The organism is Prevotella sp. LMAG:51, assembly GCF_008680225.1.
Classification (GTDB): domain Bacteria; phylum Bacteroidota; class Bacteroidia; order Bacteroidales; family Bacteroidaceae; genus Prevotella; species Prevotella pectinovora.
On the sequence record NZ_NALQ01000029.1, the window covers coordinates 60,206 to 84,082 of the forward strand.

A 23,877-nucleotide genomic window follows, 5' to 3' on the forward strand; every position below is an offset into this window, starting at 1 on the left:
AATAAAAATTTGAAATGACAGAAAGCCTTACAATCTAACCAACGTCACGATAAGCGACGTTATAGACGTCAGAGAACTGATACTTGCAATCCAGATCGACGTACTCGAACCGATGACAGAGTTTCTCTTCTTTGTTTTGTTAGGCTCCACATAAATCTGGTCATTCTGCTGCAGATAATAGTATGGAGACTTTATGATGTTTGCATCTGTCAAGTCAAGCCTGTGGGCAGACTTTCTTCCTTCGCTGTCTTCTCTGATAAGCAACACATTCTGGCGTTTACCATAGATAGTAAGGTCGCCTGCCTGTGCCAAAGCCTCGGGGAGACTTATTTTCTCTGTTTCCACAACAAACTCTCCCGGTTTGTTTACCTCACCATACACGCATACTCTGAAGCTGGACATGCGCACGGTGATGATAGGATTCTCCTTCTCTGCCATATAAGGTTTGATTCTGTCGTGGATAACAGCCTCACACTCGCGCTTGGTCAAGCCTGAAACTTTCACCAATCCTATGATAGGGAAATTGATGTAACCGTTGTTGTCAACAAGGTATGTTGACTCCTTGGCATTAGCAATGTTATTATTATTACCAGTATTGAGATTGAACGGCACGGCTGCTCTCGGATCGGTGGTATTTACGGTAATCACCAAGCCATCCTTAGGCATGATCTTGGCATCGAAAAGTCCCTTCGAAGAAGATAAGTCCAGTGTGTCAATGTTCTGATAATAAGCGAATTGCTTTATGCCACCACAGCTAAAGAGGGTGAACACAGCTACCAATAATACAATTGGCATAAGTAGTTTCTTCATACTCGTTCAATTAAGATATAGTTAAAATCTTTGCAAAAATAATCCTATTTTCTGAAAGCGGCAAATATTTCTATACAAAATCCCCATTTCTCTCACATATAATTCATGTGGTGGGAAATGGGGATATGGATTATTCATTCATCGCCCCTCATGCCACTATCCTGGATAGTCAAAGGGGAAACGACTCAGTATGTTCGTCCTGTCCGTCAACTTATCTACTCGCCGACTTGTCCACCCGCTTATTGCGACCGACCTGCCGACGCGTGAACGCGACGGGAATCAATAGAACTTGAAGTAGTTGCGGGCGTTGTTGTAGCTGATGTCCTCAACCATGCGAGAGAGGCTCTCCATGTCGTTTGGCAGCAAGCCCTTCTCAACGTCGTTGCCGAGCAGATTGCAAAGCAGACGGCGGAAATACTCATGACGAGGATATGAGAGGAACGAACGGCTGTCGGTGAGCATACCTACGAAACGGCTCAGCAGACCAAGAACAGAGAGTGCGTTCATCTGGCGTGTCATACCGTCGAGCTGGTCATTGAACCACCAGCCTGAACCGAACTGGATCTTGCCTGGGCATGAACCGTCCTGGAAGTTGCCGAGCATTGTGGCGATAACCTCGTTGGCACATGGGTTCAAGCAGTAGAGGATAGTACGTGTGAGCTTGCCTTCCTTGTTGAGTTCGTTGAGGAAGTGGCTCATCGCTGTTGCTGTGGTGAACTCACCGATTGAGTCGAAACCGGTGTCAGCACCGAGCTTGTCGTACATCAGGCTGTTGTTGTCGCGGATTGCTCCGTAATGGTACTGCTGCGTCCAGTCGCTTGCGAAATCCTGTTCAGCGAAGATGCGCAGGATGCAGTGTTTGAACTGGCGGACCTCCTGAGCCGAAAGCTGCTGCTTGCGCATTGCCTTCTCGAAGATTGTCTCGATCTGAGAGTCTGTATATGGTTCGTCGTAGAACTCCTCGATACCGTGGTCTGAAAGGCGGCAGCCGTTCTCATGGAAGAAGTCGTGGCGCTTCTGCAGAGCGTCCACCATGTCGGCAAACTTGTTGATTGTGACACCAGCCACCTCACCGAGCTTGTTCACGTATTCAGGGAATTCAGGCTTCTCGATGTTCATTGCCTTGTCAGGACGCCATGCCGGAATCATCTTGATCTCGAAACCGCTCTCGCGAGTCTGCTTGTGGTAGCGCAGATCGTCGATTGGATCGTCGGTGGTGCAGACACACTCCACATTGTAGCGGCGCATGAATCCGCGTGCGGTATATCCTGGCTGCTTCAGCTTCTCGTTACATTCGTCGAAGATTTCTCTTGCTGTCTTAGGACTCAAGAGTTTGTCGATGCCGAAAGCGGTCTTCAGCTCGAGGTGGGTCCAGTGGTAAAGAGGGTTGCGGAAAGTGTAAGGAACGGTCTCTGCCCATTTCTCAAACTTCTCCCAGTCTGAAGTATCCTTGCCTGTGCAGAATTTCTCGTCAACACCGTTGGTTCTCATCGCACGCCACTTGTAGTGGTCGCCTCCGAGCCAAAGCTCTGTAATACTCTTGAACTGATGGTCGTTTGCCACCATTTCAGGAATCAGATGACAGTGATAATCGATGATTGGCATCTTGGCCGCATGATTGTGGAAAAGTTCCTGCGAGGTCTTGGTTTCAAGCAGGAAGTTTTCGTCCATAAATTGCTTCATGACTTAATATTATTTTAGTATTAATTGTTAATATGTAATTTGTTTAATCTTTTCTGTGCAAATATACGGCATTTTTTTTGATTACATCATTTTTTAAGCTATATTTGCACAATCTAAACGAAAAATCAAATAGGCAAGACCTTTTATGAAAAACAAAAATTCAGTTTCTAACTATTCCTTCAAGCGCACAGACAGAGTGCTTTTGATATACACGGGAGGCACAATAGGCATGGGATGCAACCGTGAATCAGGAGCATTGGAACCTCTGGACTTTAACCATCTAATCAGCTGCCTTCCGGAATTTGCTGCCATCGAGACGGGAATCGACTCTTATCAGTTCACGCCTCCCATCGACTCCAGCGACATGACGCCGCGCTTCTGGTCGCGACTCGTAAGGATCATTGCCGACAGATACGACGACTACGACGGTTTCGTAATACTGCACGGCACCGACACCATGGCATTCACGGCATCAGCACTGTCGTTCATGCTCGAAAACCTGACAAAGCCTGTGGTGCTGACAGGAAGCCAGCTGCCTATCGGTCAGCTGCGCACCGACGGCAAAGAGAACCTCGTGACGAGTATTGAGGTGGCTTCTGCCCACCATGACGACGGCACACCGATAGTTCCAGAAGTGTGTATCTATTTCAACGGCCACCTGCTGAGAGGCAACAGGGCAACGAAAGCAAACGCCGACGGATTCAACGCCTTTGAATCTTACAACTATCCTCATCTGGCAGATGCCGGAGTGAACATCACATACCACGAGGAGCATATCCTGAAGAGGGACTTCACGAAGAAACTCATCCCCCACTTCGCATTAGACCCCAACGTCACCGTGTTCACGCTTTTCCCTGGTGTGCAGGAGCAGATCACGCGCCACGTAATCGAGTCGCCGGAGCTTCGCGCCATGGTGATGAGGACCTACGGCAGCGGAAACGCACCACACCACCCCTGGCTCATGCGACTGCTCAAGGAGGCTACAAGCCGCGGAATCACTGTGGTGAACATCAGCCAGTGTGATGCCGGAGCAGTGGAGATGGGCAGATACGACACGGGATTCCAGCTCAAGAACATGGGTGTGGTGAGCGGTTACGACAGTACCGTGGAGAGTGCTTTGACAAAACTCATGTTCCTGATAGGTCAGCACAACGATGTTAATCTCGTGAGATCGAACATTGTGAGAGATATCTGCGGAGAGATAACTGTGACAGAATAAAGGCAAAAGAGAAGTATCTGACTTTTACAAATAAATCGAGTAGGAGGAAAACGAAGCTGTTTTCTTCCTACTTTCGTATATACTATCCTCTCACACCACCGTTCGTGCGGTTCCGCAAACAGCGGTTTCTATTTCGGCTGCCATTCGAGATACTATCACATAAGATAGAGAATAGAGATACCGTTTGCCTGAATATTTTGCATCCTATGCCCGTTTGGGGTCAAAGACATACTGTCCCTTCTTGTCGGTAACGCTGCCGAAACGGATGGCATGGCGTGGACAATTATGATAGCAGGCGAAGCAAGTGAGACAGCTGCCATCATGGTTCCATTGCGGCATACCGTCGTCGTCAAGCGACATGTTGCCGACGGGACACGATGCCACGCACTTCCCACACGACACGCAGAGCGACTCTTCAACATGGAAATAACGGTCAGTGACGAGTTTGCGCACAAATGCCTCGCCGAGCAGACCACTGTTGATTCTCTTCCATCTGCCCAGATAGCGCATGAAAGCCCCATTCGCCATCTCTCTTATCTTTTCTGCTATAAACTCCATGCGCGGCTGCGCTTCATGGAGCTTGTCGCTGACCACCTTCTCCTTGTCTACATCCATAAAGGGCAGTCCGACGTATGTATTCGGCATCCGCACATCAAACACGGCATCGAGAGAAACGCCTTGTTTCTTGAGATCGCTGCGCAATATATCCATACTCTCGCCAACGGTGTCGCCAACGGTACAGACTGAATACACGTAGGGTTTGACATTGCGCTCCGAACCGACGCTCAACGTCATTCCTGACAACACGCGACGAAGCAGCATCGGCGGGCGCCAACCGTGAACGGGAAAGAAGATGCCGAGAGGCTCTCCGGGGTTCAGCTGCACATGAAGGGGCTGGCTGCATACAGAGGCGATGTCTACTACCCTCTCGTCTCCTGTCATGCGGGCGATGCTCTCGGCAACCCACCTGGTGTTTCCTGTGCCGGACAAATACAGTATCATAATCGTGAATTTAGGGTATTTTCTTGTTTTATTGGGAAATATTCAATATCTTAGCAAAGAGTTTGAATGTATAACACTAAATCTATAACTAATAAAGGAATATTATATGAACGATAAAGAATTAATGCTCAGAGCCATAAGACTGTCTGAAGAGAGCGTGAAAAGCGGCGGCGGACCGTTCGGTGCGGTAATAGCACGCAACGGCGAAGTCGTGGCAGAGGCTTCCAACTGTGTCACTATAGACTGCGACCCTACCGCCCATGCTGAGGTGTCGGCAATCCGCAAGGCGGCAAAGGCTATCGGTTCATTCGACCTGGGAGGCTGCTCGATATACACTTCGTGTGAACCGTGTCCGATGTGTCTGGGTGCTATATACTGGGCACATCTCGACAAGATTTTCTATGCCAACGACCGCAAGGACGCTGCTGCAATAGGTTTCGACGACGATTTCATATACAAGGAACTGGAACTGTCGCCGGACCACCGCAACAAGCCATCGGAAATTATCATGCAGGAAGAGGCGAAAAAGGCTTTCCGCATGTGGGCGGAGAAGACAGACAAGACTGAATACTAACCCAAACCGGTCATCAGGACAGAATACACAGAAATGTCCTGATGACCGATTCGTTTTATCACAAGCCTCAACTGAGCCACAAATAGTATATTGCCGCAAGCACCGCTGCCAGCACAACGAATATGGCGGTCTTTATCAGGCAGCCTGTGATTTTCTTCACAAGCAGGAACACAACGATAAAGGCTACTATACAGAATATGTAATATCCGAAATTTTCCATCTTTTCTTGAGTTTAATGATTAATTGAGCCCAATATAAAAGGGACTGAGCAATGAAGCTTACCGATTGGCCTACTTGAACAGATGTCTGAACGCCGCCGGAATCATCGTCTCGAACTCCATCGCCTGACGGGTAACGGGATGATAGAAGCAGAGCATATAGGCATGAAGACAAAGGCGATGTATAGGGTCGTCGCCATTGCCGTATTTTATGTCGCCACATACCGGATGTCCCATATCGGCAGAGTGTACACGAATCTGGTTTTTCCTTCCTGTCTCCAATTTGTATTCCACAAGACTATGCTCCGTGGTGCGGTCGAGCACCCGGTAATGGGTGATGGCATATTTTCCGCCATTGTCCACCGGTGACGAATATGTCACGTATGCCTTGTTGTCCTTTAGCCAGTTTTCTATCGTTCCCTCATCATTCTCCATCTCTCCACTCACCACGGCAACGTAGCGTCGGTCGAAAACTATGTCATGCCAGTTGTGCTCCAGAATCTGCTCCGTCTCCATATCCTTGGCATAAATCATGAGTCCGCTGGTGTCGCGGTCAAGACGGTGTACGACATGTGCCGTGCAGCGCTGGCGGGTCTTCTTGAAATAGTCGTCGAGCACGGCTTTCACGTTGAGCGACTTGTGGCCGGCTGCCATCGACAGGATGCCGATATTCTTCTCTATCACCACGAGATACTGGTCCTCGTAGACAATCTTCACATAGCGGCTCTTGAGCTTGTCGTTGTTTCGTTTCGTCTTGCTCACTTCTATCTTGGTGCCGGCAGCAACGGGATAGTCAAACTGTGTCACAGTCTTGCCATTAACCTTGATGCCACGGCCTTGAAGCGTGGCTTTAATCTTAGAACGGCTCTCCTTCACGTTGTTGAGGAGGAAGTTGAGCAACGTATCGTCTTGCTCCACTTGATAGTGGGCGTAATCATTGATGTTTCTGTTATATGTATGTCTCATATTGTCGTCTGAAAGAATTTTCGGGATGCAAATATATGAAAAAATCAGATACTTTTGCATCAATAATGCCAAAAGTCATTGATATTATGGCAACGAGGCGTGTTTTTTTGCCATCATCGCCCCGGCAGAGATTACCGCAGGCGGTGAAGGGATAGCTATGTCGGATAAACCAGCCCAACAATTACGGCGACAAAAAAATATCCCTGAATTTTCCCCCACGGCGTGGGGAACGGTTCCCCCCAATGTGGGGTTTCATTCCCCACGTCAGGGGGAGATTTCGAAGTAATGCTTATCGTGATGGCTTTTCGATGGAAATTGATTCGTCTGGCCACATTCTTTTCCTCTCGTCAGCCCGTAAAATATCCACAAATATTTACTTTTATTTCTCAATATCAATAATTTGCAGTAACTTTGCAGCCGATTTTGCCATATTGGGCAAAATTCGATGCCAAGGACCAAAAGGTACGCTTCGGAAATGTCTCTGGCAGAAAAGAAAGATAACAACAAAGAAAGTACTATATAATAAGGTAGAAGAAAGAAAATGATTACAGTAACCAATCTCGCTATCCAATTCGGAAAGAGAGTACTCTACAAGGATGTCAATATCAAATTCACCAATGGGAACATTTATGGTGTGATCGGTGCAAACGGTGCAGGAAAGTCTACACTGCTCAAGGCTATCAGCGGAGAACTGGAGCCTAACAAGGGAACAGTGGAACTGGGACCGGGCGAGCGTCTCTCCGTGCTCGATCAGGACCACTTCAAATACGACGCATACAGCGTAATGGACACGGTGCTGATGGGACACGAGCCTCTGTGGAACAACATGAAGGAGCGTGAGGCACTCTACGCAAAACCGGAAATGACAGAAGAGGACGGTAACCGTGCTGCCGACCTGGAGCTGAAATTCGCCGAGATGGACGGATGGAACGCTGAAAGCGACGCTGCACAGATGCTCTCTAACCTCGGCATCAAGGAGCACATGCACCAGAAGATGATGAGCGAGCTGTCAAACAACGAGAAGGTGCGCGTAATGCTTGCAAAGGCTTTGTTCGGACACCCCGACAACCTGTTGCTCGACGAGCCTACCAACGACTTGGACCTCGACACCGTGCAGTGGCTTGAGGAATATCTGAGCAATGTGGAGCAGACAGTTCTCGTAGTGAGCCACGACCGTCACTTCCTCGACGCCGTCAGCACACAGACAGTGGACATCGACTTCGGAAAGGTTACCGTATTCTCAGGAAACTACTCTTTCTGGTATGAGAGTTCACAGCTCGCCCTGCGCCAGGCTCAGAACCAGCGTCAGAAGGCTGAAGAGAAGCGCAAGGAACTGGAGGAATTCATCCGCCGTTTCTCTGCCAACGTGGCAAAGAGCAAGCAGACGACGAGCCGCAAGAAGATGCTCGAGAAGCTGAACGTTGAGGAAATCAGACCGTCATCACGCAAATATCCTGGAATCATATTCCAGATGGAGCGCGAACCGGGCAACCAGATTCTGGAAGTGGAAGGACTGAAGGCCGTGGACAACGACGGCACAGTGCTCTTCGACAACGTGAGCTTCAACATCGAAAAGGGACAGAAGGTGGTGTTCCTGAGCCACAACCCTAAGGCTATGACTGCCCTCTTCGAAATCATAAACGGCAACCGCGAGGCGCAGGCCGGCACATTCAAATGGGGTATAACCATCACCACAGCATATCTGCCTCTCGACAACACTGAGTTCTTCCAGAGCGATATGAACCTCGTGGACTGGCTCAGCCAGTATGGTCCGGGCAACGAAGTGGTGATGAAGGGCTTCCTCGGCAGAATGCTCTTCAGCGGCGAAGAAGTGCTGAAGAAGGTGAACGTATTGAGCGGAGGCGAGAAAATGCGCTGTATGATAGCAAGAATGCAGCTGAAGAACGCCAACTGCCTTATCCTCGACACTCCTACCAACCACCTCGACCTCGAGAGCATTCAGGCTTTCAACAACAACCTCGTAGGATTCAAGGGCAACATCCTCTTCAGCAGCCATGACCACGAGTTCATACAGACCGTGGCAGACCGCATCATAGAGCTGACTCCAAACGGAACAATCGACAAGCTCATGCAGTATGACGACTACATCTACGACGAGCAGCTGAAAGAGCAGCGCGCCAAGATGTATGAATAAGAATCCTGTCTGTATAGACAAGGCTGAAAATCAAAAACTTTATCAATAATCCGGATAAGGGAAGCTGATTTTTCAGAACAAGCAGAATATCCAAATTCCATTTATGGCAGAACCTTGCCCCTGTTGGCAAGGTTTTTGCTGATTAAAGGGAAAAAGCAAAACATTATGAGCAAAGAAAAAGATATAAAGAAAGAAACGGAAGAGATGGAAACCTCCAAGGCAAAGCAGGCTGAGAATGCCGCCAAGGAGAATGCCGGAAAAGACAATACCGAAAAGGAAGCCGAAAAGAAAGAGGAGAAAGACCCGCTGGAGGCTGCCAAAGAGGAGATTGCTGATCTCAAGGACAAATATCTGAGAAGCGTGGCTGAATTTGACAACTACCGCAAACGCACTATGAAGGAGAAAGCTGAGTTGCTACTCAACGGTGCCGAGAAGACGGTGGCGGCAATACTTCCTGTGCTCGACGATATGGAGCGTGCTCTTGCAAGCGCCGAGAAGACAGACGATGCCGAGGCTCTGAAAGAAGGAATGAAACTGATATTCCAGAAATTCGAGAAGGTGCTTGGCGGACTTGGCGTGAACAAGATAGAGACAAAGGATGCCGACTTCGATACCGACCTGCACGAGGCTATCGCCATGGTGCCTGGCATGGGAGACGAGAAGAAGGGCAAGGTGCTCGACTGCGTGCTGACAGGATATAAACTCAACGACAAGGTGATAAGACACGCCAAAGTGGCAGTGGGACAATAAGGTAAAGACAGAATATGGCAAACAAGAGAGACTACTACGAGGTGCTTGGCGTAAGCAAAGACGCATCCGAGGACGAGATAAAGAAAGCTTACAGAAAAATCGCCATCAAATATCACCCTGACCGCAACCCTGGCGACAAGGTGGCTGAAGAGAAATTCAAAGAGGCTGCAGAGGCTTACGACGTATTGCACGACCCTCAGAAGAGACAGCAATACGACCAGTTCGGCTTCGATGGTCCGATGGGCGGCGGAGCCGGAGGATTCGGCGGCGGATTCGGCGGCGGATTCAGCATGGACGACATATTCTCGATGTTCGGCGATGTGTTCGGAGGCCATGGCGGCGGTTTCGGAGGCGGATTCGGTAGCGGATTCGGCGGCCGCGGTGGCGGTGGCGGTCGCCCGGCACAGCACAGAGGTGCTGACCTGCGACTGAAGGTTAGAATGACACTCGCCGAGATTTCAACCGGCGTGACAAAGAAATTCAAGGTGAAGAAAGACGTCACCTGCTCATGTTGCGGTGGTAGCGGAGCCGAAAAGGGCAGCAGCAAGGAAACCTGTCCGACATGTCACGGCAGCGGAGTGGTGACACGCACCACACAGAGTCTCTTCGGCATGATGCAGACACAGAGTGTATGTCCTACCTGTCAGGGCGAGGGCATGATAATCAAGAACAAGTGTAAGGCTTGTGGCGGCACCGGAGTGACAAAGGGCGAAGAGGTTGTCGAGATAAAGATACCTGCCGGAGTGGCCGGTGGCATGGTGGTAAACGTGCCGGGAAAAGGCAACGCTGGAATACACAACGGTGAGGCCGGCAACATTCAGGTGCTCATAGAGGAAGATCCGAGCGACACCTTCATCCGCGAAGAAAAGGACCTCATCTACAACCTGCTCCTTGACTTCCCTACGGCAGCTCTCGGCGGACAGGTTGAGGTGCCTACCATCAGCGGCGGCAAAGTGAAGATAAAGATTGAACCGGGCACGCAGCCTGGTAAGACGCTCCGACTCAGGGGCAAGGGACTGCCGGCGATACAAGGCTACGGACATGGCACCGGAGACCTCGTGGTACACATCAGCGTGTATGTTCCGAAGACACTGACAAAGGAGGAGAAGACAGCGCTCGAAGAGATGCAGAAGAGTGACAATTTCAAGGGTGACACTACGACAAAGCAGACCATCTTCCAGAAATTCAGAAGTTATTTCAGCTGACCGTAGCGACATCTGACACATAAACACTGATAATAGAACAGACTGCGATATATTCTGACAAGCAACAATGGCGGAGTGTCTTTCATTCCGCCATTGTTGTTTGTATATTGTCATCATAGATGTTAAAACAGTCATAATATATGTTGTTTTAGATAATATATGTTGTTTTAGGCATCGCGTCTTTTGTGCTAAACAGGCAAATCATTAACTTTGCATCCTGATAACTATAAACATAGATAACAATAACAATATTTATACAAACAAATCATGAACTCTGCAGATCTTTTTCTCTGGATTCTCGACAATCTGAGCTATTGGGTAGTGACACTATTCATGGCAATCGAAAGCTCGTTCATCCCATTCCCATCAGAAGTAGTAGTGCCGCCGGCAGCATGGAAGGCGATGGACCCTGACAGCAACATGACATTCATACTGGTGATCGTCTTCGCAACCATCGGTGCCGACATCGGTGCGCTTGTGAACTATTACCTCGCCAAATGGCTCGGCAGACCGATAATATACAAATTTGCCGACAGCAGAATAGGACACATGTGTCTCATAGACCGCCAGTCGGTGGAAAAGGCAGAGGAGTTCTTCCGCAAACACGGAGCCACCTCCACATTCTTCGGACGACTCGTTCCTGCCGTGAGACAGCTCATCAGCATCCCTGCCGGACTGTCTGGCATGCATGTGGGCAGATTCCTCACCTTCACCACTCTCGGTGCCGGCGTGTGGAATACCGTGCTCGCCATGATAGGATGGGCGATATATAAATACACCGACTACAAGACTACACAGGACGTGTATCAGCAGGCATTGAAATACAGTCATGAGATTGGCTACGTGCTTCTCGCTCTCGCCGTAGTAGTGGTAGCATTCCTTGCATACAAAGGATTGAAAAAGAAAAAATGAGAAAATGATGAATTACGAGGAAACGATACAATATCTTTATGACAGCGTGCCTATGTTCCAGAAGGTCGGTGCGTCGGCATACAAGGAGGGTCTGTACAACACCGAGGAGCTGGACAGGCATTTCGGTCATCCACACAGGAAATTCAAGAGCATCCACGTGGCAGGAACAAACGGTAAAGGCTCCTGCTCCCACACCATCGCCGCAATTCTCCAGGCTGAAGGCTACAAGGTGGGACTATACACATCACCGCATCTCGTGGACTTCAGAGAGAGGATAAGGATCAACGGCAAATGCGTCAGCGAGGAATATGTAATCGACTTCGTGGAAAAGGAGAGGGAGTTTTTCGAACCTCTTCATCCGAGCTTCTTCGAACTCACCACTGCCCTCGCTTTCAAATACTTCGCAGAAGAGGCTGTTGACTATGCCGTGATAGAAGTGGGACTGGGTGGCAGACTCGACTGCACCAACATCATATCTCCGGAACTGGCGATAATAACGAACATCAGTTTCGACCACACACAGTTTCTTGGCGACACTCTCGCAAAGATAGCCACGGAGAAAGCCGGAGTGATAAAACCAGAGACTCCCGTAATAATCGGCGAATACACGGAGGAGACGCGCCCAGTGTTTGAATCTAAGGCAAAGCAGGAGAATGCTCCAATCACATTCGCACAAGATGACAAGGAGATTCTGACTGCCACTCCAAACTCAGGACAAGGCTTCGACTACGAGACAAAAGACTTCGGCAGACTGCATGGTGAACTGGGAGGCTACTATCAGGAGCGCAACGCCAATACCGTGCTCTGCGCCTGTCGACAGCTCATCAGCATGGGGATAATAAAAGACCAGGACTGCATCAAGAAGGGTTTTGCCAATGTGACAGAAACCACTGGCCTACGCGGACGCTGGGAGAGTATACAGACAAGCCCTACCGTGATTTGCGACACGGGGCACAACGTGGCTGGCTGGCAATATCTGAGCGAACAGATAAAGAAGCAACCTTGCAAGCAATTGAGAATGGTATTCGGTATGGTAGACGACAAAGACATCGACAGGGTTTGCGAACTGCTGCCAAAGAACGCCATATATTATTTCACACAGGCATCCACCCACAGGGCAATACCTGTGGAGAAGGTAAAAGAGGATGGCGAGAAACATCAGTTGCGAGGCAACTCCTACCCTACTGTTGCTGCAGCCTACACCGCCGCTCTCAAGGATGCCGACAAGGATGATTTCATCTTCGTCGGCGGCAGCAGCTATGTGGTGGCGGATTTCCTGACGGATTTCTGAAAAGCAAGCTTACAAGCAGACAAAGAAACAAATTGACGAGTAGACGAGGAATACTATTTCATGATAATTCCCCGTCTGCTCGTTTTTCTTTTTTACTCTTTCCCTTCACCTCGTAAACTGCCATGTCAACCTGTCAACTTGACATTATCCCAATTATCCCAAGCGGGTCTAACCATCGGAAATAAAAGGATAGTAAGGTGATGTAATGTCACTGATTTACAGTCTATTAGAAATCCACAAGGCTGCTGACGGCAAGACAGAATACATTGACCATATCCAAGTCAAGACCAAGGACAGAGTAACCATCCCATTGCTGGAAGAAACAAAGAAGTGGATGCCTAAAAGAGAAATGGGGAAGTCTTACTTCTTCCCTTTTGTTGATAAATTGCCGTCAGGCTGTATTCAAAAAACGCCTGTGTTCAAATAAATCTGCAAGACTTATCTGGACACAGGCTTTTTCATGTTCAATTTAATCTTTGATATAGATGACAACAGGAGTAATATACGCTCGTGTCCCCAGTATTGGTGAGAGACAGAGCACGGAAAGACAGGTCAAGGACTTGTCGGAATTACTAAAAGTACAATCAACGCAATAATACTATTGATTTTACGTTCCTTTCAAAGAAAGGGGTTGTGCAATAGTGGCTTAAAGGCTAAAAGCACCACCTTTGTACCCAATATAACAACAATACGTTTAAGGTCACAATTTGTGATCTCAAAAATAAAGATAGAAATATGGCAAACAACATAGATAAAAAAGAACCGGTCGCAAATTGCGACCAGTCCAAAATAGATGTTACAAAATGCGACAACCATGAACTCGCAGGTAATATCGAACCTCTAATAAAAGTAATTAGAGGGCAACAAGTTATGCTTGATAAAGATTTAGCAATGCTATATGGGGTAGAAGTTAAAGTTCTGAATCAGGCTGTTAAACGCAATGTTGAACGCTTCCCTAATGATTTTCGGTTTCAATTGACAAAGGAAGAATGTTTAAGGTCACAAATTGTGACCTTAAACGGAAAACAAGGTCAACACCTCAAATATATGCCGTATGCTTTTACTGAACAAGGCGTGGCAATGCTTAGTAGTGTTCTCCGTTCACAAACAGCCATTGAGGTCAATATTCAGATTATGCGAGCCTTTGTTTCCATGCGCCACTTCATGGTGAATAATGCTTCTATGTTCAGCCGCTTAGAAACAATAGACCCCAATTCGGGATAAGATAGCGATTAGTTGCATGTTAAGAGAGATACATGAATTCTCTTCCCATGCCATCAGACATGGGCTATATATAAAGAATCGAAAGAGATTATTCTGTCCTTAGAACAATGTAAGTTGCTTCGTGTCTTCGATGCAGTATCCTTGCAATGGCTTTGGCTTGTTATCAAAGAAACAATATGCTCCCAAGGCTGAAATAAGGTTCATGATAAAGTTGCTTACAGATCTATGGCGTGAATGTACAATCTGTGCCGTATTCTTCAGCATGTCGTTAATGGTTTCGATAATGTATCTCTTGCGCAGCATCATTCTGTCATAGAACGGCATCAGCTTGTTTTTCATGTTTACGCGCAACCCTGTCACCAGCTGTATTCCATCCTCAAAGAGGAAGTCAAACAGCTTCTGTGAAATATAGCCTTTGTCAGCGAACAGCTTGCCATACAAACGTTTAGCAAGAACCTTGAACACATTCGGGTCCTTGTCGCTGACATTTGCACCAGTAAGTACAAACGCTATTATCTCGCCTCTGTCATTGCACGCAAGGTGGAGCTTAAAGCCATGACACCAACCCATAGTTCCTTTTCCGTCAGTGGCAATTCCCTTGAATACCTTATTGGCATATCTCCTGAGATTATGGCATACGGGTATCATCGTGGAATCAACGAATGTTATGCCGGTACATCTTCCGAAAGCTCCCAGATTAAGGAAGAACATGAGCTGGAAGAACACGCGGCTTTCCAACTCCACAAAGCGGTTGTACGACACGGCTTTCGGAAAATAAGACTTCATCGTACCCTTAATAAAGAACAGGTAGTAGTGCTTGAAATTGCGGAATGTACCAAAATGAAAATACAACAGAATGGTCATGATTTCACTGTCGGACAACGATGCTGCACGCCGTCTACGCTTCACTCCGCTATTGTCTTCCAGCAAATTTCCTGCATTTTCTGCATCAAAATGTTTGCAAAACTCGTCTATAATACAAAATAATTCTGTAACTTTGTAATCGGTAGTCATATTAAATATTTTTGTAACTAATTGATTTTCACCTATAAAGGTACAAAATATTTATGAGACTACCAACTTTTTATGAACAAAATCTTATCCCGAACTGGGGTAATAGAATATCACCAGCTGGAAATTTTACAGCACCAACAAGATACAGATAAACACTTGCAAGAATCCGACAAGCGTATAGACGAGGTGTTTCGCAGATTGGACGAGGGTAATGCAAAGCCGAAACAAGGTGTGTTCTACAATGGTCAAATTTATGATGCCTATACTTTCGTGTCCGACTTGATTAAGAGTGCAAAGAAACGTATCATTCTTATCGACAACTATGTTGACGAGACTGTACTGACATTGCTCGATAAAAGAGATAATAACGTGTCTGCAATCATCTACACTCAGCAGATAAGCCGTCAGTTCCAACTCGACATAGACCGTCATAATGCTCAATATGCACCGATTGATGTTGAAACATTCCGTTTGTCACATGACCGCTTCCTTTGTATAGACGATGACGTATATCACATAGGTGCATCCATTAAGGACTTGGGCAAAAAGTGGTTTGGTTTCTCCAAGATGGAGATACTTACACCAGACGAATTGGTGGAAAGGATCAATAGAGAGTAAGACGCCTCTATATGTAAAGCAAAAAATATGATATGAGAAACTTGTGGATATTTCATAAGAACAAAAACTTAAAATAATGATTATGACAATTAGAAGAATAAGTATAACATTTGTGGCATTATTATTTGCTACAATTTCATTTGGACAAGTAAAAAGCATTGACGAGAGAATAGGCGAGGCTATGAATGGCAGTAATTGGGCCGAACTTAGATCTTTGTATATGTCTGATGGAAAGAACTTGCAGACACCATTTCTTAAACCGCTCTCCAGATTCTTTATAAGTCAATTCTATAATGAACCGGACAGTGCTATCAAGTATGGCAAAGAAATTTTGGAGAAGTATCAAGATGAACTAAATTCATCTGTACCTTCAATTATGTATTTCATGGCAGAAGATTATGCAATATTGGGACACTACGATAAGGCTTCCGCATTATTACACAGTCTGAACGAGGCCTACCGCAAGGGTGGACAAACTGTAAATCCTGTATTTGAAGCCTATGAGGACATTTATTCTAAGCTTTCGAAATGCGGCACGTTTTCTGTGGAGAGGCCAGACTATAACGTGAGTGTGCCCTTGTTAACACATACAGATAACCGCAAAAATCCAGAAATGATGTTTGTTATGGCTAATATCAATGGAAAAAAAGTGAAATGCAATTACGATTCAGGGGCAGGTATAAATATAATGACTACTAAGTTTGCCGAGCATATAAAGGCAACTGTCATACAGACCAAGAACATACAGATGTTGGGTATGTCTTATGCTGATAGCAAAGGCTTAGTAGTGGTGGACTCCCTAAAACTTGGTGATTTAGTTTATCGAAATGTCCCATTTTTTGTTGTCGATATGAGAACTGACAATCCGTTAGCTAACAAAAAGTTGGAGGAGCTTGGATACGAATGCGTTATAGGCAACCAGGCAATGATGCCATTAGGTGAGATTTGTTTCGATTTTGACAGAATGCAGCTTGTAATCCCTGCCTCGTACACACCAAGACCTGCATATGCTCCCAATTTCTATCGTTCACCTCAGCACCTTCTCCACTTGTCATTAACAGATGGTCGTTCAGGGAAAAAGATTGATGCAATAGTTGACACTGGCGCATCGGGAACCATCCTGACAAATCGCTATTATAAAAAGAACGAAAACTGTTTTACTGGTAGAACGGCAACTGATTCATTGCGCACGGCAGGTATCGGTGGTGTCAATGTCGTAAAAACGATACCTGTGTCATGGACATTTACCCTTGCTGGCGAACAATATACCGAGACAAACATTCCAGTAGTAACATCTTCAGAACAGAATGAGGAATATGATTGCAGAATCGGTTTACCAACGTTAATGGCGCACAGGAAATTTATTATCAACTTCAAGAATATGTGGATGAGATTTGAGGATTAGTAGAAATATTAAACACAACCAGTAACCACCCAAACGGTCATTAGGCCATTCAATGTAATATTTTACAACTGCTTGCAGTCTTTTGCTTGTTATAAGGCGTCTTTTGCTTGGTTTTAATTCGCAATAGCTCGCTATTACTCATTAAAAACCAAACAAAATCCACTCTTCTAAAAATCAAAATCCAAGCAAGCCCTAACGACCGATTTGGGTTAAAAGCCAAACAAAATCCACTCTCCTAAAAGGACAAAATCCAAGCAAACCCTAATGACCGATATGGGATTATCCCCAACCTCTGAATCCACATTAGTGGAAATTAACACTTATTGCTTTCGATTTATTGTTTTTCTTTTGCTCGTTTCATTATTTTTCTTTTACTTTGCAGTAAATTGAATACTAACTAATAACATTTGATTATGAACACAAACGAAGCACCTAATCTATGTGGTTTGAAGAGAGAGGATTTTCAAACCACAGTAAACGGAAAGAAAACTGATTTATATATTCTCAAGAACAAGAATGGCAATGAGGTGGCGCTGACAAACTATGGCGGTGCGCTGGTAGCCATAATGGTTCCTGACAAAGACGGCAACTATGCCAACGTCATTCAAGGACACGACAACATACAGGACGTGATAAACAGTCCGGAGCCATATCTCTCCACACTCATCGGCCGCTACGGAAACCGTATCTGCAAAGGACGTTTCCAACTCGGTGGAAAGGTATACCAGTTGCCTATCAACGACGGTGAGAACTCGCTTCACGGCGGTAACGAGGGATTCAACAAGAAGGTGTGGGACGCTCTGAGGATGAACGACGAGACGGTGGTTCTCAACTACGTGTCGAGCTACGGTGAAGAGGGATTCTCCGGTGAGGTGAAAGTTACCGTTACATACACCTTCAACGATGACAACGAACTGATCATCGACTATATGGCAACGACAAACAAGAAGACCGTAATCTGTCTGACAAACCACGGATTCTTCAGTCTTGCTGGAATAGCCAACCCAACTCCGGACGTATACAACGTGGAATGCGAAATCAACGCCGACTTCTATCTGCCAATCGATGGCAACAGCATCCCTACTGGCGAGATACGCTTCGTGGAGGGCACACCGTTCGACTTCCGCACACCGAAAGCCATCGGCGAGCGCATCGACTCCGACAACGAGCAGTTGCGCAACGGCAGCGGATACGACCACAACTACGTGCTGAACAAGAAGGAAGAGGGCGAACTGAGCTTCGCAGCCCGACTGACGGAGCCAAAGAGCGGCAGAACAATGGAGATGTATACCACAGAGCCGGGAATGCAACTCTATACCGGCAACTTCGAGACCGGCATCAGCGGACAGCATGGCGCTACGTTCCCACGCCGCAGTGCGGTATGCCTGGAAGCACAACACTTCCCAGATTCGCCAAACCGTCCTTACTTCCCGTCTGTAGTGCTACGTCCGGGAGAGCAGTACAAGCAGACCACAATATACAAATTCGGAGTAAAGAAATGACAATCTGCTCACATACAGGCTTATCAACAAGCATTAAATGACAATCAGCAGACAAATAGACTAACTAATAAATATTATCACAAACTCAAAATCATTTAACCTATGGAGATAGATTATGTAAGAAGTCGTTTTGTAAAGCATTTCGACGGACAGACAGGAAACGTTTATGCATCACCAGGAAGAATAAACCTCATCGGTGAACATACCGACTATAACGGAGGCTTCGTCTTTCCGGGAGCAATAGACAAAGGAATAATGTGTGAAATACGTCCCAACGGCACCAACAAGGTGATGGCTTATTCCATCGACCTGAAAGACCGTGTGGAATTTGACATAGACGATGAAAAAGGTCCTAAAGCAAGCTGGGCACGCTATCTGTATGGCATCGTTCAGGAGATGAAGAAACGCGGAGTTGACGTGAAAGGCTTCAACACCGCATTCGCAGGCGATGTGCCTCTCGGAGCCGGTCTGTCATCATCGGCAGCCCTCGAGAGCTGCTATGCCTACGCCCTCAACGACCTGTTCGGCGAGAACAAGGTGTCTAAATGGGATATGGTGCTGGCAGGACAGGCAACGGAACACAACTACTGTGGAGTGAACTGTGGCATCATGGACCAGTTTGCGAGCGTATTCGGCATGGAGGGCAAACTGATGCGCCTCGACTGCCGCAGCCGCGAGTTCGAATATTTCCCATTCGACCCGAAGGGATACAGACTGGTGCTCGTTGACTCCGTGGTGAAGCATGAACTGGCATCATCGGCATACAACGACCGCCGCAAGAGCTGCGAGAACGTGGTTGCCGCTTTGCAGAAGAAATATCCTGAGAAGACTATCGAAACCCTGCGCGACGCCGACTGGGACATGCTCAACGCCGTAAAGGATGAGGTTAGCGAGGAGGACATGAAGCGCGCCACATTCGTATTGGGAGAGAAAGACCGTGTGCTGGCAGTATGCGACGCACTCAACGCCGGCGACTACGAGACCGTGGGCAAGAAAATGTATGAAACCCACCACGGACTGAGCAAGGAATACGAAGTGTCTTGCGAAGAACTCGACTATCTCAACGACATCGCTCGTGAAGATGGCGTTACCGGTTCGAGAATCATGGGCGGAGGCTTCGGCGGATGCACCATCAACCTCGTGAAGGAGGACCTCTACGACCACTTCATCGCTGACGTGAAGAAGAAATATGCAGAACGCTACGGCAAGGAACCGAAGATATACGATGTGGTGATCAAAGACGGTTCGAGAAAAATCTGCTAAAGCAAAAAGAAAGAAACCAAACATAGCACAACCGAGCGGAAAGTCATTTCATTGTGGCTTTCCGCTTTTTCGTTAATATACCCCTGTAATTGTACACTTAAGATAACAAAACACCCTCTTAAACATGAAGAAAAGACAAAAAGGTGTAGAAACAACACCTACACGGACAAAAAAGTCATAATCTTTTATTGCCGATTCGAAAAAATAATAGTAATTTAGCCACGAATTAAATAATTCATTGAATCTTTACGTTCCGAAAATCTATTTAGCATACATATATGAAAGGTATAAAATCTATCATTCTTGGAGCAGGAATGGCTATCGCGACGATGCTTTCATGCTCAACAGGCGGCAACACACAGCTCACTGAGTCTGGCCTCAACCCTGCCGCATTCGACACAACCATCAACAACAAGCCCGTCAAACTTTTCACGCTCAAGAACAAGAGTGGGATGGAAGTATGCATCACAAACTTTGGAGGCAGAGTGGTATCGCTCACCGTTCCCGACAAGGACGGCAAGCCGACTGACGTGGTGCTCGGCTACGACAACATCAGGCAGTATGCCGACTCGGTGAACAGTCCGAGCGACTACGGATCTACCGTGGGCAGATATGCCAACAGAATAGACAAGGGCCATCTTCACGTGAACGGCAAGGACTACCAGCTGCCGCAGAACAACTTCGGCCATTGCCTGCATGGCGGTCCGTCGGGATGGATGTATCAGGTGTATGATGCAGAACAGCCCAACGACACTACTCTCGTCATGAGACTCATGTCGCCGGACGGCGACAACAACTTCCCGGGAACAGTGAAGACCACTGCAACATACAAGGTGCTCAGCAACAATACTCTCGACATCACTTTCGAGGCAACGACAGACAAGGAGACGGTGGTAAACATGACCAATCACAGCTACTTCAACCTCAACGGCGACCCGTCGAAAGAGGGAACAAACATGGTGCTGTATGTCAATGCCGACAATTTCACCCCTGCCGACGACACATACATGACAACGGGCGAGATAAAGCCTGTGGAGGGCACACCGATGGACTTCCGCAAGCCTCATGCCATCAGCGAGACAATCAACGACACAACATATCAGCAGATAAAGAACGCCACTGGCTACGACCATAACTGGTGTCTGAACACATACAAGAACGGAAAGGGCGACGACACCAAGGTATGCGCCTCGCTCTATTCGCCGGTCACAGGCATCCTGCTCGAGATGTTCACCAACGAACCGGGAGTACAGGTATATACCGGCAACTTCCAGGGCACTGGCATTGCCTGCAAGCACGGAGTGAAATACCCCAAGCATGTGTCTGTATGCCTGGAGAGTCAGAAATACCCAGACTCACCGAACAAGAAAGACTGGCCTTCGCCATATCTGAAACCGGGCGAGAGGTATTACAGCCATGTGGCTTACCGCTTCGGAATAAAGAAATAAATGGGGATTGAGAGAATCTGCCACTGACCAAAGACGGCAAACTCTTTTGGAACTGCAGCATCAAGCGTTCCAATAGCCGTTTGGAGGTTAAGACCTAAGCGGAGTGATATCCGCAACAACAATTAACAAAAAAAACAAAACTACTAACTAAATAAATAAACTAATATGGAATTATATGACTGGCTGGTAATTGGGCTGTTTTGCCTGGCCTTAATAGGAATCGTGGTATGGGTCGTAAGCAAGAAGAACAACGACTCTGCAGATTATTTTCTCGGCGGACGCGACGCAACTTGGATTGCCATCGGAGCGTCGATCTTTGCGTCGAACATCGGTTCGGAGCACCTCATAGGTCTCGCCGGTGCTGGAGCATCGTCTGGTATGGCGATGGCACACTGGGAGATACAGGGATGGATGATACTTATTCTGGGATGGGTGTTCGTGCCATTCTATACCCGTTCTATGGTTTACACCATGCCTGAATTCCTGGAGAGACGATACAACAAGGAGAGTCGTACGATATTGTCGGTGATTTCGCTCATCAGCTACGTGCTCACCAAGGTTGCCGTGACGGTATATGCCGGTGGTCTCGTGTTCCAGCAGGTGTTCGGCATCAAGGAACTGTGGGGCATCGACTTCTTCTGGATCGCTGCTATCGGACTGGTGCTTATCACTGCTCTCTATACCATTTTCGGCGGTATGAAGAGCGTGCTCTATACTTCGGTGTTGCAGACTCCTATCCTTCTGCTCGGTTCCATCATCATCCTCGTGCTCGGACTGAAGGCCGTGGGCGGCTGGGACCAGGTGATGCAGATCTGTTCTGCTGAGCCTGTAAACGAATATGGCGACAAGATGACCGACCTGATGCGCGACCTGCGCGATCCGCAATATCCTTGGCTCGGAGCCCTTGTGGGCAGTGCCGTAATCGGTTTCTGGTATTGGTGTACCGACCAGTTCATAGTGCAGCGTGTGCTGTCGGGAAAGAATGAGAAGGAGGCCCGCCGCGGTACTATCTTCGGTGCATACCTGAAGTTGCTCCCTGTGTTCATCTTCCTCATCCCTGGAATGATTGCCTACGCACTGAACGCGAAGAGCGGTGGCGCATTCCTCCCCGTTGATGCCAACGGCGTGGCTATAAGCGATGCCGCCTTCCCTACCCTCGTGGCGAAACTGCTGCCGGCAGGATTCAAGGGACTCGTGGTTTGCGGTATTCTCGCAGCATTGATGAGTTCGCTGGCTTCGCTGTTCAACTCTTCGGCAATGCTCTTCACCATCGACTTCTACAAGCGTCTCCGTCCGCAGACATCAGAGAAATCTCTCGTACGCATCGGACAGATCGCCACTGTGGTAATCGTGATTCTCGGTATCCTGTGGATTCCTATCATGAGAAGTGTGGGCAACGTGTTGTACAATTACCTTCAGGACGTGCAGAGCGTTCTCGCTCCTGGCATCGCAGCGGCATTCCTTCTTGGAATATGCTGGAAGCGTGCCACAGCCAAAGGCGGTATGTGGGGACTCCTGGCTGGCATCATAATCGGTCTGACAAGACTCGGCGCAAAGGTATACTACAGTAATGTAACTGATGCGTCAGACAACTGGTTCAAGACCGTGTTCTTCGATTTCAACTGGCTGTACTTCTGCGGTGTGATGCTCATCGTGTGCTGTCTGGTTGTAGTGGTAGTGAGCCTCATGACTCCTGCGCCTACTGAAGACAAGATACGCGGACTGGTGTTCGGCACTTCCACACCTGAGCAGAGGGCTGCCACAAGGGCAAGCTGGACGAAGTGGGATGTGATCCACAGTGTTATAATCCTTGCCATCACAGTGGCATTCTACATCTACTTCTGGTAAAAAAGACGCCCCTGACAATGACACACGAAATAAAGAATAACTATAAAGACCTAAATAATAATACCTTATGACTGACTTTTATAAAGAACACTCCAAGGTGTATGTGTCGGTAGACTGCATAATCTTCGGATTTGAAGCAAACAAGTTGAAACTGCTCATCGGAAACAGGAGAATGGATCCGGGCCGCGGCGAATGGTCGCTCTACGGTGGATTCGTGAAGGAGAACGAGAGTCTCGACGATGCTGCCAACCGCACGCTGAGAGATCTCACCGGTCTCGACAACCTGTATATGAAACAGGTGGGTGCCTTCGGTGCCGTAAACCGTGACCCGGGCGAAAGGGTCATCTCCGTGGCATACTGTGCACTCATCAATGTGAAAGACTACGACAACGAGCTACGCGAGAAGCACCAGCTGAAGTGGATCGATGTGGAGAAGATGCCAAGACTCTATTCCGACCACAACGAAATGGTGAGAAAAGCCATCAACCTGCTCCGCCGCCGCATTTCCACAGAGCCTCTGAGCTTCAATCTGCTCCCAGAACTCTTCACGCTGACGCAGCTGCAACACGTATATGAGGCTATCCTCGGCGAGGAAATCGACAAGCGCAACTTCAGAAAGAAGATCAAGACAATCGACTTCATCGAGAAGACTGACAAGATCGACAAGATAACGTCGAAACGCGGTGCGGCATTGTATTGCTTCAACAAAGAGGCGTATGACGACGATCCTTATTTCAAACTCTAATGACAACAACATGGCCGGTCTTGAA

The 23,877-nt window shown here is 47.5% G+C and carries 21 protein-coding genes and 1 pseudogene; 16 read left to right on the forward strand and 6 right to left on the reverse strand.

The window, feature by feature from the left end; all coding sequences use genetic code 11:
• Window positions 1-27: 27 nt before the first annotated feature.
• Both CCC32_RS11665 and uxaC read right to left on the reverse strand, forming a co-directional pair.
• Window positions 28-810: a polysaccharide biosynthesis/export family protein gene (locus CCC32_RS11665; protein WP_022315917.1), complete on the reverse strand. Its 783-nt coding sequence runs from the start codon at window positions 808-810 to the stop codon at window positions 28-30.
• Between the two features lie 279 nt (window positions 811-1,089).
• Entirely contained in the window at window positions 1,090-2,493 is a 1,404-nt protein-coding gene (uxaC, locus tag CCC32_RS11670; RefSeq protein ID WP_042518931.1) for a glucuronate isomerase, read from the reverse strand.
• A gap of 145 nt (window positions 2,494-2,638) precedes the next feature.
• Between uxaC and CCC32_RS11675 the strand changes: the two genes are divergently transcribed.
• Entirely contained in the window at window positions 2,639-3,712 is a 1,074-nt protein-coding gene (locus CCC32_RS11675; RefSeq protein WP_022315915.1) for a type I asparaginase, read from the forward strand.
• A gap of 204 nt (window positions 3,713-3,916) precedes the next feature.
• Here the strand turns inward: CCC32_RS11675 and CCC32_RS11680 are convergent, their stop codons facing one another.
• Window positions 3,917-4,714 (reverse strand): EFR1 family ferrodoxin, encoded by a 798-nt coding sequence (locus tag CCC32_RS11680; protein ID WP_287074705.1) that lies wholly within the window; start codon window positions 4,712-4,714, stop codon window positions 3,917-3,919.
• 106 nt (window positions 4,715-4,820) lie between these two features.
• On the opposite strand from CCC32_RS11680, the gene CCC32_RS11685 reads away from it, so the two are divergent.
• Window positions 4,821-5,288: a nucleoside deaminase gene (locus CCC32_RS11685; protein WP_022315913.1), complete on the forward strand. Its 468-nt coding sequence runs from the start codon at window positions 4,821-4,823 to the stop codon at window positions 5,286-5,288.
• A 67-nt stretch (window positions 5,289-5,355) separates the two neighbouring features.
• Here the strand turns inward: CCC32_RS11685 and CCC32_RS11690 are convergent, their stop codons facing one another.
• Window positions 5,356-5,508 (reverse strand): hypothetical protein, encoded by a 153-nt coding sequence (locus tag CCC32_RS11690; protein ID WP_022315912.1) that lies wholly within the window; start codon window positions 5,506-5,508, stop codon window positions 5,356-5,358.
• 70 nt (window positions 5,509-5,578) lie between these two features.
• Window positions 5,579-6,472 carry an RluA family pseudouridine synthase gene (locus CCC32_RS11695; protein WP_042518924.1) on the reverse strand — a complete coding sequence of 298 codons (894 nt, stop codon included), beginning with the start codon at window positions 6,470-6,472 and terminating at the stop codon, window positions 5,579-5,581.
• A gap of 541 nt (window positions 6,473-7,013) precedes the next feature.
• Between CCC32_RS11695 and CCC32_RS11700 the strand changes: the two genes are divergently transcribed.
• The 7 genes from CCC32_RS11700 (at window position 7,014) to CCC32_RS11730 (ending at window position 14,009) form a co-directional block, all read left to right on the forward strand.
• Entirely contained in the window at window positions 7,014-8,627 is a 1,614-nt protein-coding gene (locus CCC32_RS11700) for an ABC-F family ATP-binding cassette domain-containing protein (RefSeq protein WP_022315910.1), read from the forward strand.
• A gap of 165 nt (window positions 8,628-8,792) precedes the next feature.
• Window positions 8,793-9,377 carry a nucleotide exchange factor GrpE gene (locus CCC32_RS11705; RefSeq protein ID WP_022315909.1) on the forward strand — a complete coding sequence of 195 codons (585 nt, stop codon included), beginning with the start codon at window positions 8,793-8,795 and terminating at the stop codon, window positions 9,375-9,377.
• A 14-nt stretch (window positions 9,378-9,391) separates the two neighbouring features.
• Window positions 9,392-10,582 (forward strand): molecular chaperone DnaJ, encoded by a 1,191-nt coding sequence (dnaJ, locus tag CCC32_RS11710; protein WP_287074709.1) that lies wholly within the window; start codon window positions 9,392-9,394, stop codon window positions 10,580-10,582.
• Window positions 10,583-10,849: 267 nt separating this feature from the next.
• A complete protein-coding gene (locus CCC32_RS11715) occupies window positions 10,850-11,494 on the forward strand; it encodes a DedA family protein (RefSeq protein WP_374119388.1) in 645 nt (214 codons plus the stop codon).
• A 7-nt stretch (window positions 11,495-11,501) separates the two neighbouring features.
• Window positions 11,502-12,785 carry a bifunctional folylpolyglutamate synthase/dihydrofolate synthase gene (locus CCC32_RS11720; RefSeq protein WP_287074783.1) on the forward strand — a complete coding sequence of 428 codons (1,284 nt, stop codon included), beginning with the start codon at window positions 11,502-11,504 and terminating at the stop codon, window positions 12,783-12,785.
• A gap of 205 nt (window positions 12,786-12,990) precedes the next feature.
• Window positions 12,991-13,212, forward strand: a complete 222-nt coding sequence (locus CCC32_RS11725; RefSeq protein WP_287074710.1) for a site-specific integrase — start codon at window positions 12,991-12,993, stop codon at window positions 13,210-13,212.
• A gap of 308 nt (window positions 13,213-13,520) precedes the next feature.
• Complete coding sequence (locus tag CCC32_RS11730) at window positions 13,521-14,009, forward strand: ORF6N domain-containing protein (RefSeq protein ID WP_287074712.1); 489 nt, start codon at window positions 13,521-13,523, stop codon at window positions 14,007-14,009.
• 99 nt (window positions 14,010-14,108) lie between these two features.
• On the opposite strand, the gene CCC32_RS11735 is transcribed toward CCC32_RS11730, so the two are convergent.
• Window positions 14,109-15,023 (reverse strand): IS982 family transposase, encoded by a 915-nt coding sequence (locus tag CCC32_RS11735; RefSeq protein ID WP_094388155.1) that lies wholly within the window; start codon window positions 15,021-15,023, stop codon window positions 14,109-14,111.
• Between the two features lie 225 nt (window positions 15,024-15,248).
• Here CCC32_RS11735 and CCC32_RS11740 point away from each other — a divergent pair.
• The 7 genes and pseudogenes from CCC32_RS11740 to CCC32_RS11770 all read left to right on the forward strand — a co-directional run.
• Window positions 15,249-15,641, forward strand: a pseudogene (locus CCC32_RS11740) (ORF6N domain-containing protein); the annotation flags it as partial.
• A gap of 82 nt (window positions 15,642-15,723) precedes the next feature.
• Entirely contained in the window at window positions 15,724-17,046 is a 1,323-nt protein-coding gene (locus tag CCC32_RS11745; RefSeq protein WP_287074713.1) for a pepsin/retropepsin-like aspartic protease family protein, read from the forward strand.
• A 413-nt stretch (window positions 17,047-17,459) separates the two neighbouring features.
• A complete protein-coding gene (locus tag CCC32_RS11750) occupies window positions 17,460-18,548 on the forward strand; it encodes an aldose epimerase family protein (RefSeq protein ID WP_044079970.1) in 1,089 nt (362 codons plus the stop codon).
• A gap of 102 nt (window positions 18,549-18,650) precedes the next feature.
• A complete protein-coding gene (galK, locus tag CCC32_RS11755) occupies window positions 18,651-19,811 on the forward strand; it encodes a galactokinase (RefSeq protein WP_042518912.1) in 1,161 nt (386 codons plus the stop codon).
• 278 nt (window positions 19,812-20,089) lie between these two features.
• The gene (locus tag CCC32_RS11760) at window positions 20,090-21,259 is read left to right on the forward strand and encodes an aldose epimerase family protein (RefSeq protein ID WP_022317636.1); all 1,170 of its coding nucleotides are present in this window, start codon (window positions 20,090-20,092) and stop codon (window positions 21,257-21,259) included.
• Window positions 21,260-21,424: 165 nt separating this feature from the next.
• The gene (locus tag CCC32_RS11765) at window positions 21,425-23,107 is read left to right on the forward strand and encodes a sodium:solute symporter (protein ID WP_044064963.1); all 1,683 of its coding nucleotides are present in this window, start codon (window positions 21,425-21,427) and stop codon (window positions 23,105-23,107) included.
• A 67-nt stretch (window positions 23,108-23,174) separates the two neighbouring features.
• On the forward strand, window positions 23,175-23,852 hold the full coding sequence (locus CCC32_RS11770) for an NUDIX hydrolase (protein WP_022317634.1): 678 nt from the start codon (window positions 23,175-23,177) through the stop codon (window positions 23,850-23,852).
• Window positions 23,853-23,877 lie beyond the last annotated feature (25 nt).

Excerpts from the sequence above, each read along its gene's own strand:
- uxaC (WP_042518931.1), bottom strand. The coding sequence starts at position 2,493 with ATGAAGCAATTTATGGACGAAAACTTCCTGCTTGAAACCAAGACCTCG.
- galK (WP_042518912.1), top strand. The coding sequence starts at position 18,651 with ATGGAGATAGATTATGTAAGAAGTCGTTTTGTAAAGCATTTCGACGGA.
- CCC32_RS11770 (WP_022317634.1), top strand. The coding sequence starts at position 23,175 with ATGACTGACTTTTATAAAGAACACTCCAAGGTGTATGTGTCGGTAGAC.
- CCC32_RS11760 (WP_022317636.1), top strand. The coding sequence starts at position 20,090 with ATGAAAGGTATAAAATCTATCATTCTTGGAGCAGGAATGGCTATCGCG.
- CCC32_RS11745 (WP_287074713.1), top strand. The coding sequence starts at position 15,724 with ATGACAATTAGAAGAATAAGTATAACATTTGTGGCATTATTATTTGCT.
- CCC32_RS11765 (WP_044064963.1), top strand. The coding sequence starts at position 21,425 with ATGGAATTATATGACTGGCTGGTAATTGGGCTGTTTTGCCTGGCCTTA.
- CCC32_RS11730 (WP_287074712.1), top strand. The coding sequence starts at position 13,521 with ATGGCAAACAACATAGATAAAAAAGAACCGGTCGCAAATTGCGACCAG.
- CCC32_RS11665 (WP_022315917.1), bottom strand. The coding sequence starts at position 810 with ATGAAGAAACTACTTATGCCAATTGTATTATTGGTAGCTGTGTTCACC.
- CCC32_RS11720 (WP_287074783.1), top strand. The coding sequence starts at position 11,502 with ATGAATTACGAGGAAACGATACAATATCTTTATGACAGCGTGCCTATG.
- CCC32_RS11675 (WP_022315915.1), top strand. The coding sequence starts at position 2,639 with ATGAAAAACAAAAATTCAGTTTCTAACTATTCCTTCAAGCGCACAGAC.
- CCC32_RS11680 (WP_287074705.1), bottom strand. The coding sequence starts at position 4,714 with ATGATACTGTATTTGTCCGGCACAGGAAACACCAGGTGGGTTGCCGAG.
- CCC32_RS11690 (WP_022315912.1), bottom strand. The coding sequence starts at position 5,508 with ATGGAAAATTTCGGATATTACATATTCTGTATAGTAGCCTTTATCGTT.
- CCC32_RS11705 (WP_022315909.1), top strand. The coding sequence starts at position 8,793 with ATGAGCAAAGAAAAAGATATAAAGAAAGAAACGGAAGAGATGGAAACC.
- dnaJ (WP_287074709.1), top strand. The coding sequence starts at position 9,392 with ATGGCAAACAAGAGAGACTACTACGAGGTGCTTGGCGTAAGCAAAGAC.
- CCC32_RS11725 (WP_287074710.1), top strand. The coding sequence starts at position 12,991 with ATGTCACTGATTTACAGTCTATTAGAAATCCACAAGGCTGCTGACGGC.
- CCC32_RS11700 (WP_022315910.1), top strand. The coding sequence starts at position 7,014 with ATGATTACAGTAACCAATCTCGCTATCCAATTCGGAAAGAGAGTACTC.
- CCC32_RS11685 (WP_022315913.1), top strand. The coding sequence starts at position 4,821 with ATGAACGATAAAGAATTAATGCTCAGAGCCATAAGACTGTCTGAAGAG.
- CCC32_RS11750 (WP_044079970.1), top strand. The coding sequence starts at position 17,460 with ATGAACACAAACGAAGCACCTAATCTATGTGGTTTGAAGAGAGAGGAT.
- CCC32_RS11695 (WP_042518924.1), bottom strand. The coding sequence starts at position 6,472 with ATGAGACATACATATAACAGAAACATCAATGATTACGCCCACTATCAA.
- CCC32_RS11715 (WP_374119388.1), top strand. The coding sequence starts at position 10,850 with ATGAACTCTGCAGATCTTTTTCTCTGGATTCTCGACAATCTGAGCTAT.
- CCC32_RS11735 (WP_094388155.1), bottom strand. The coding sequence starts at position 15,023 with ATGACTACCGATTACAAAGTTACAGAATTATTTTGTATTATAGACGAG.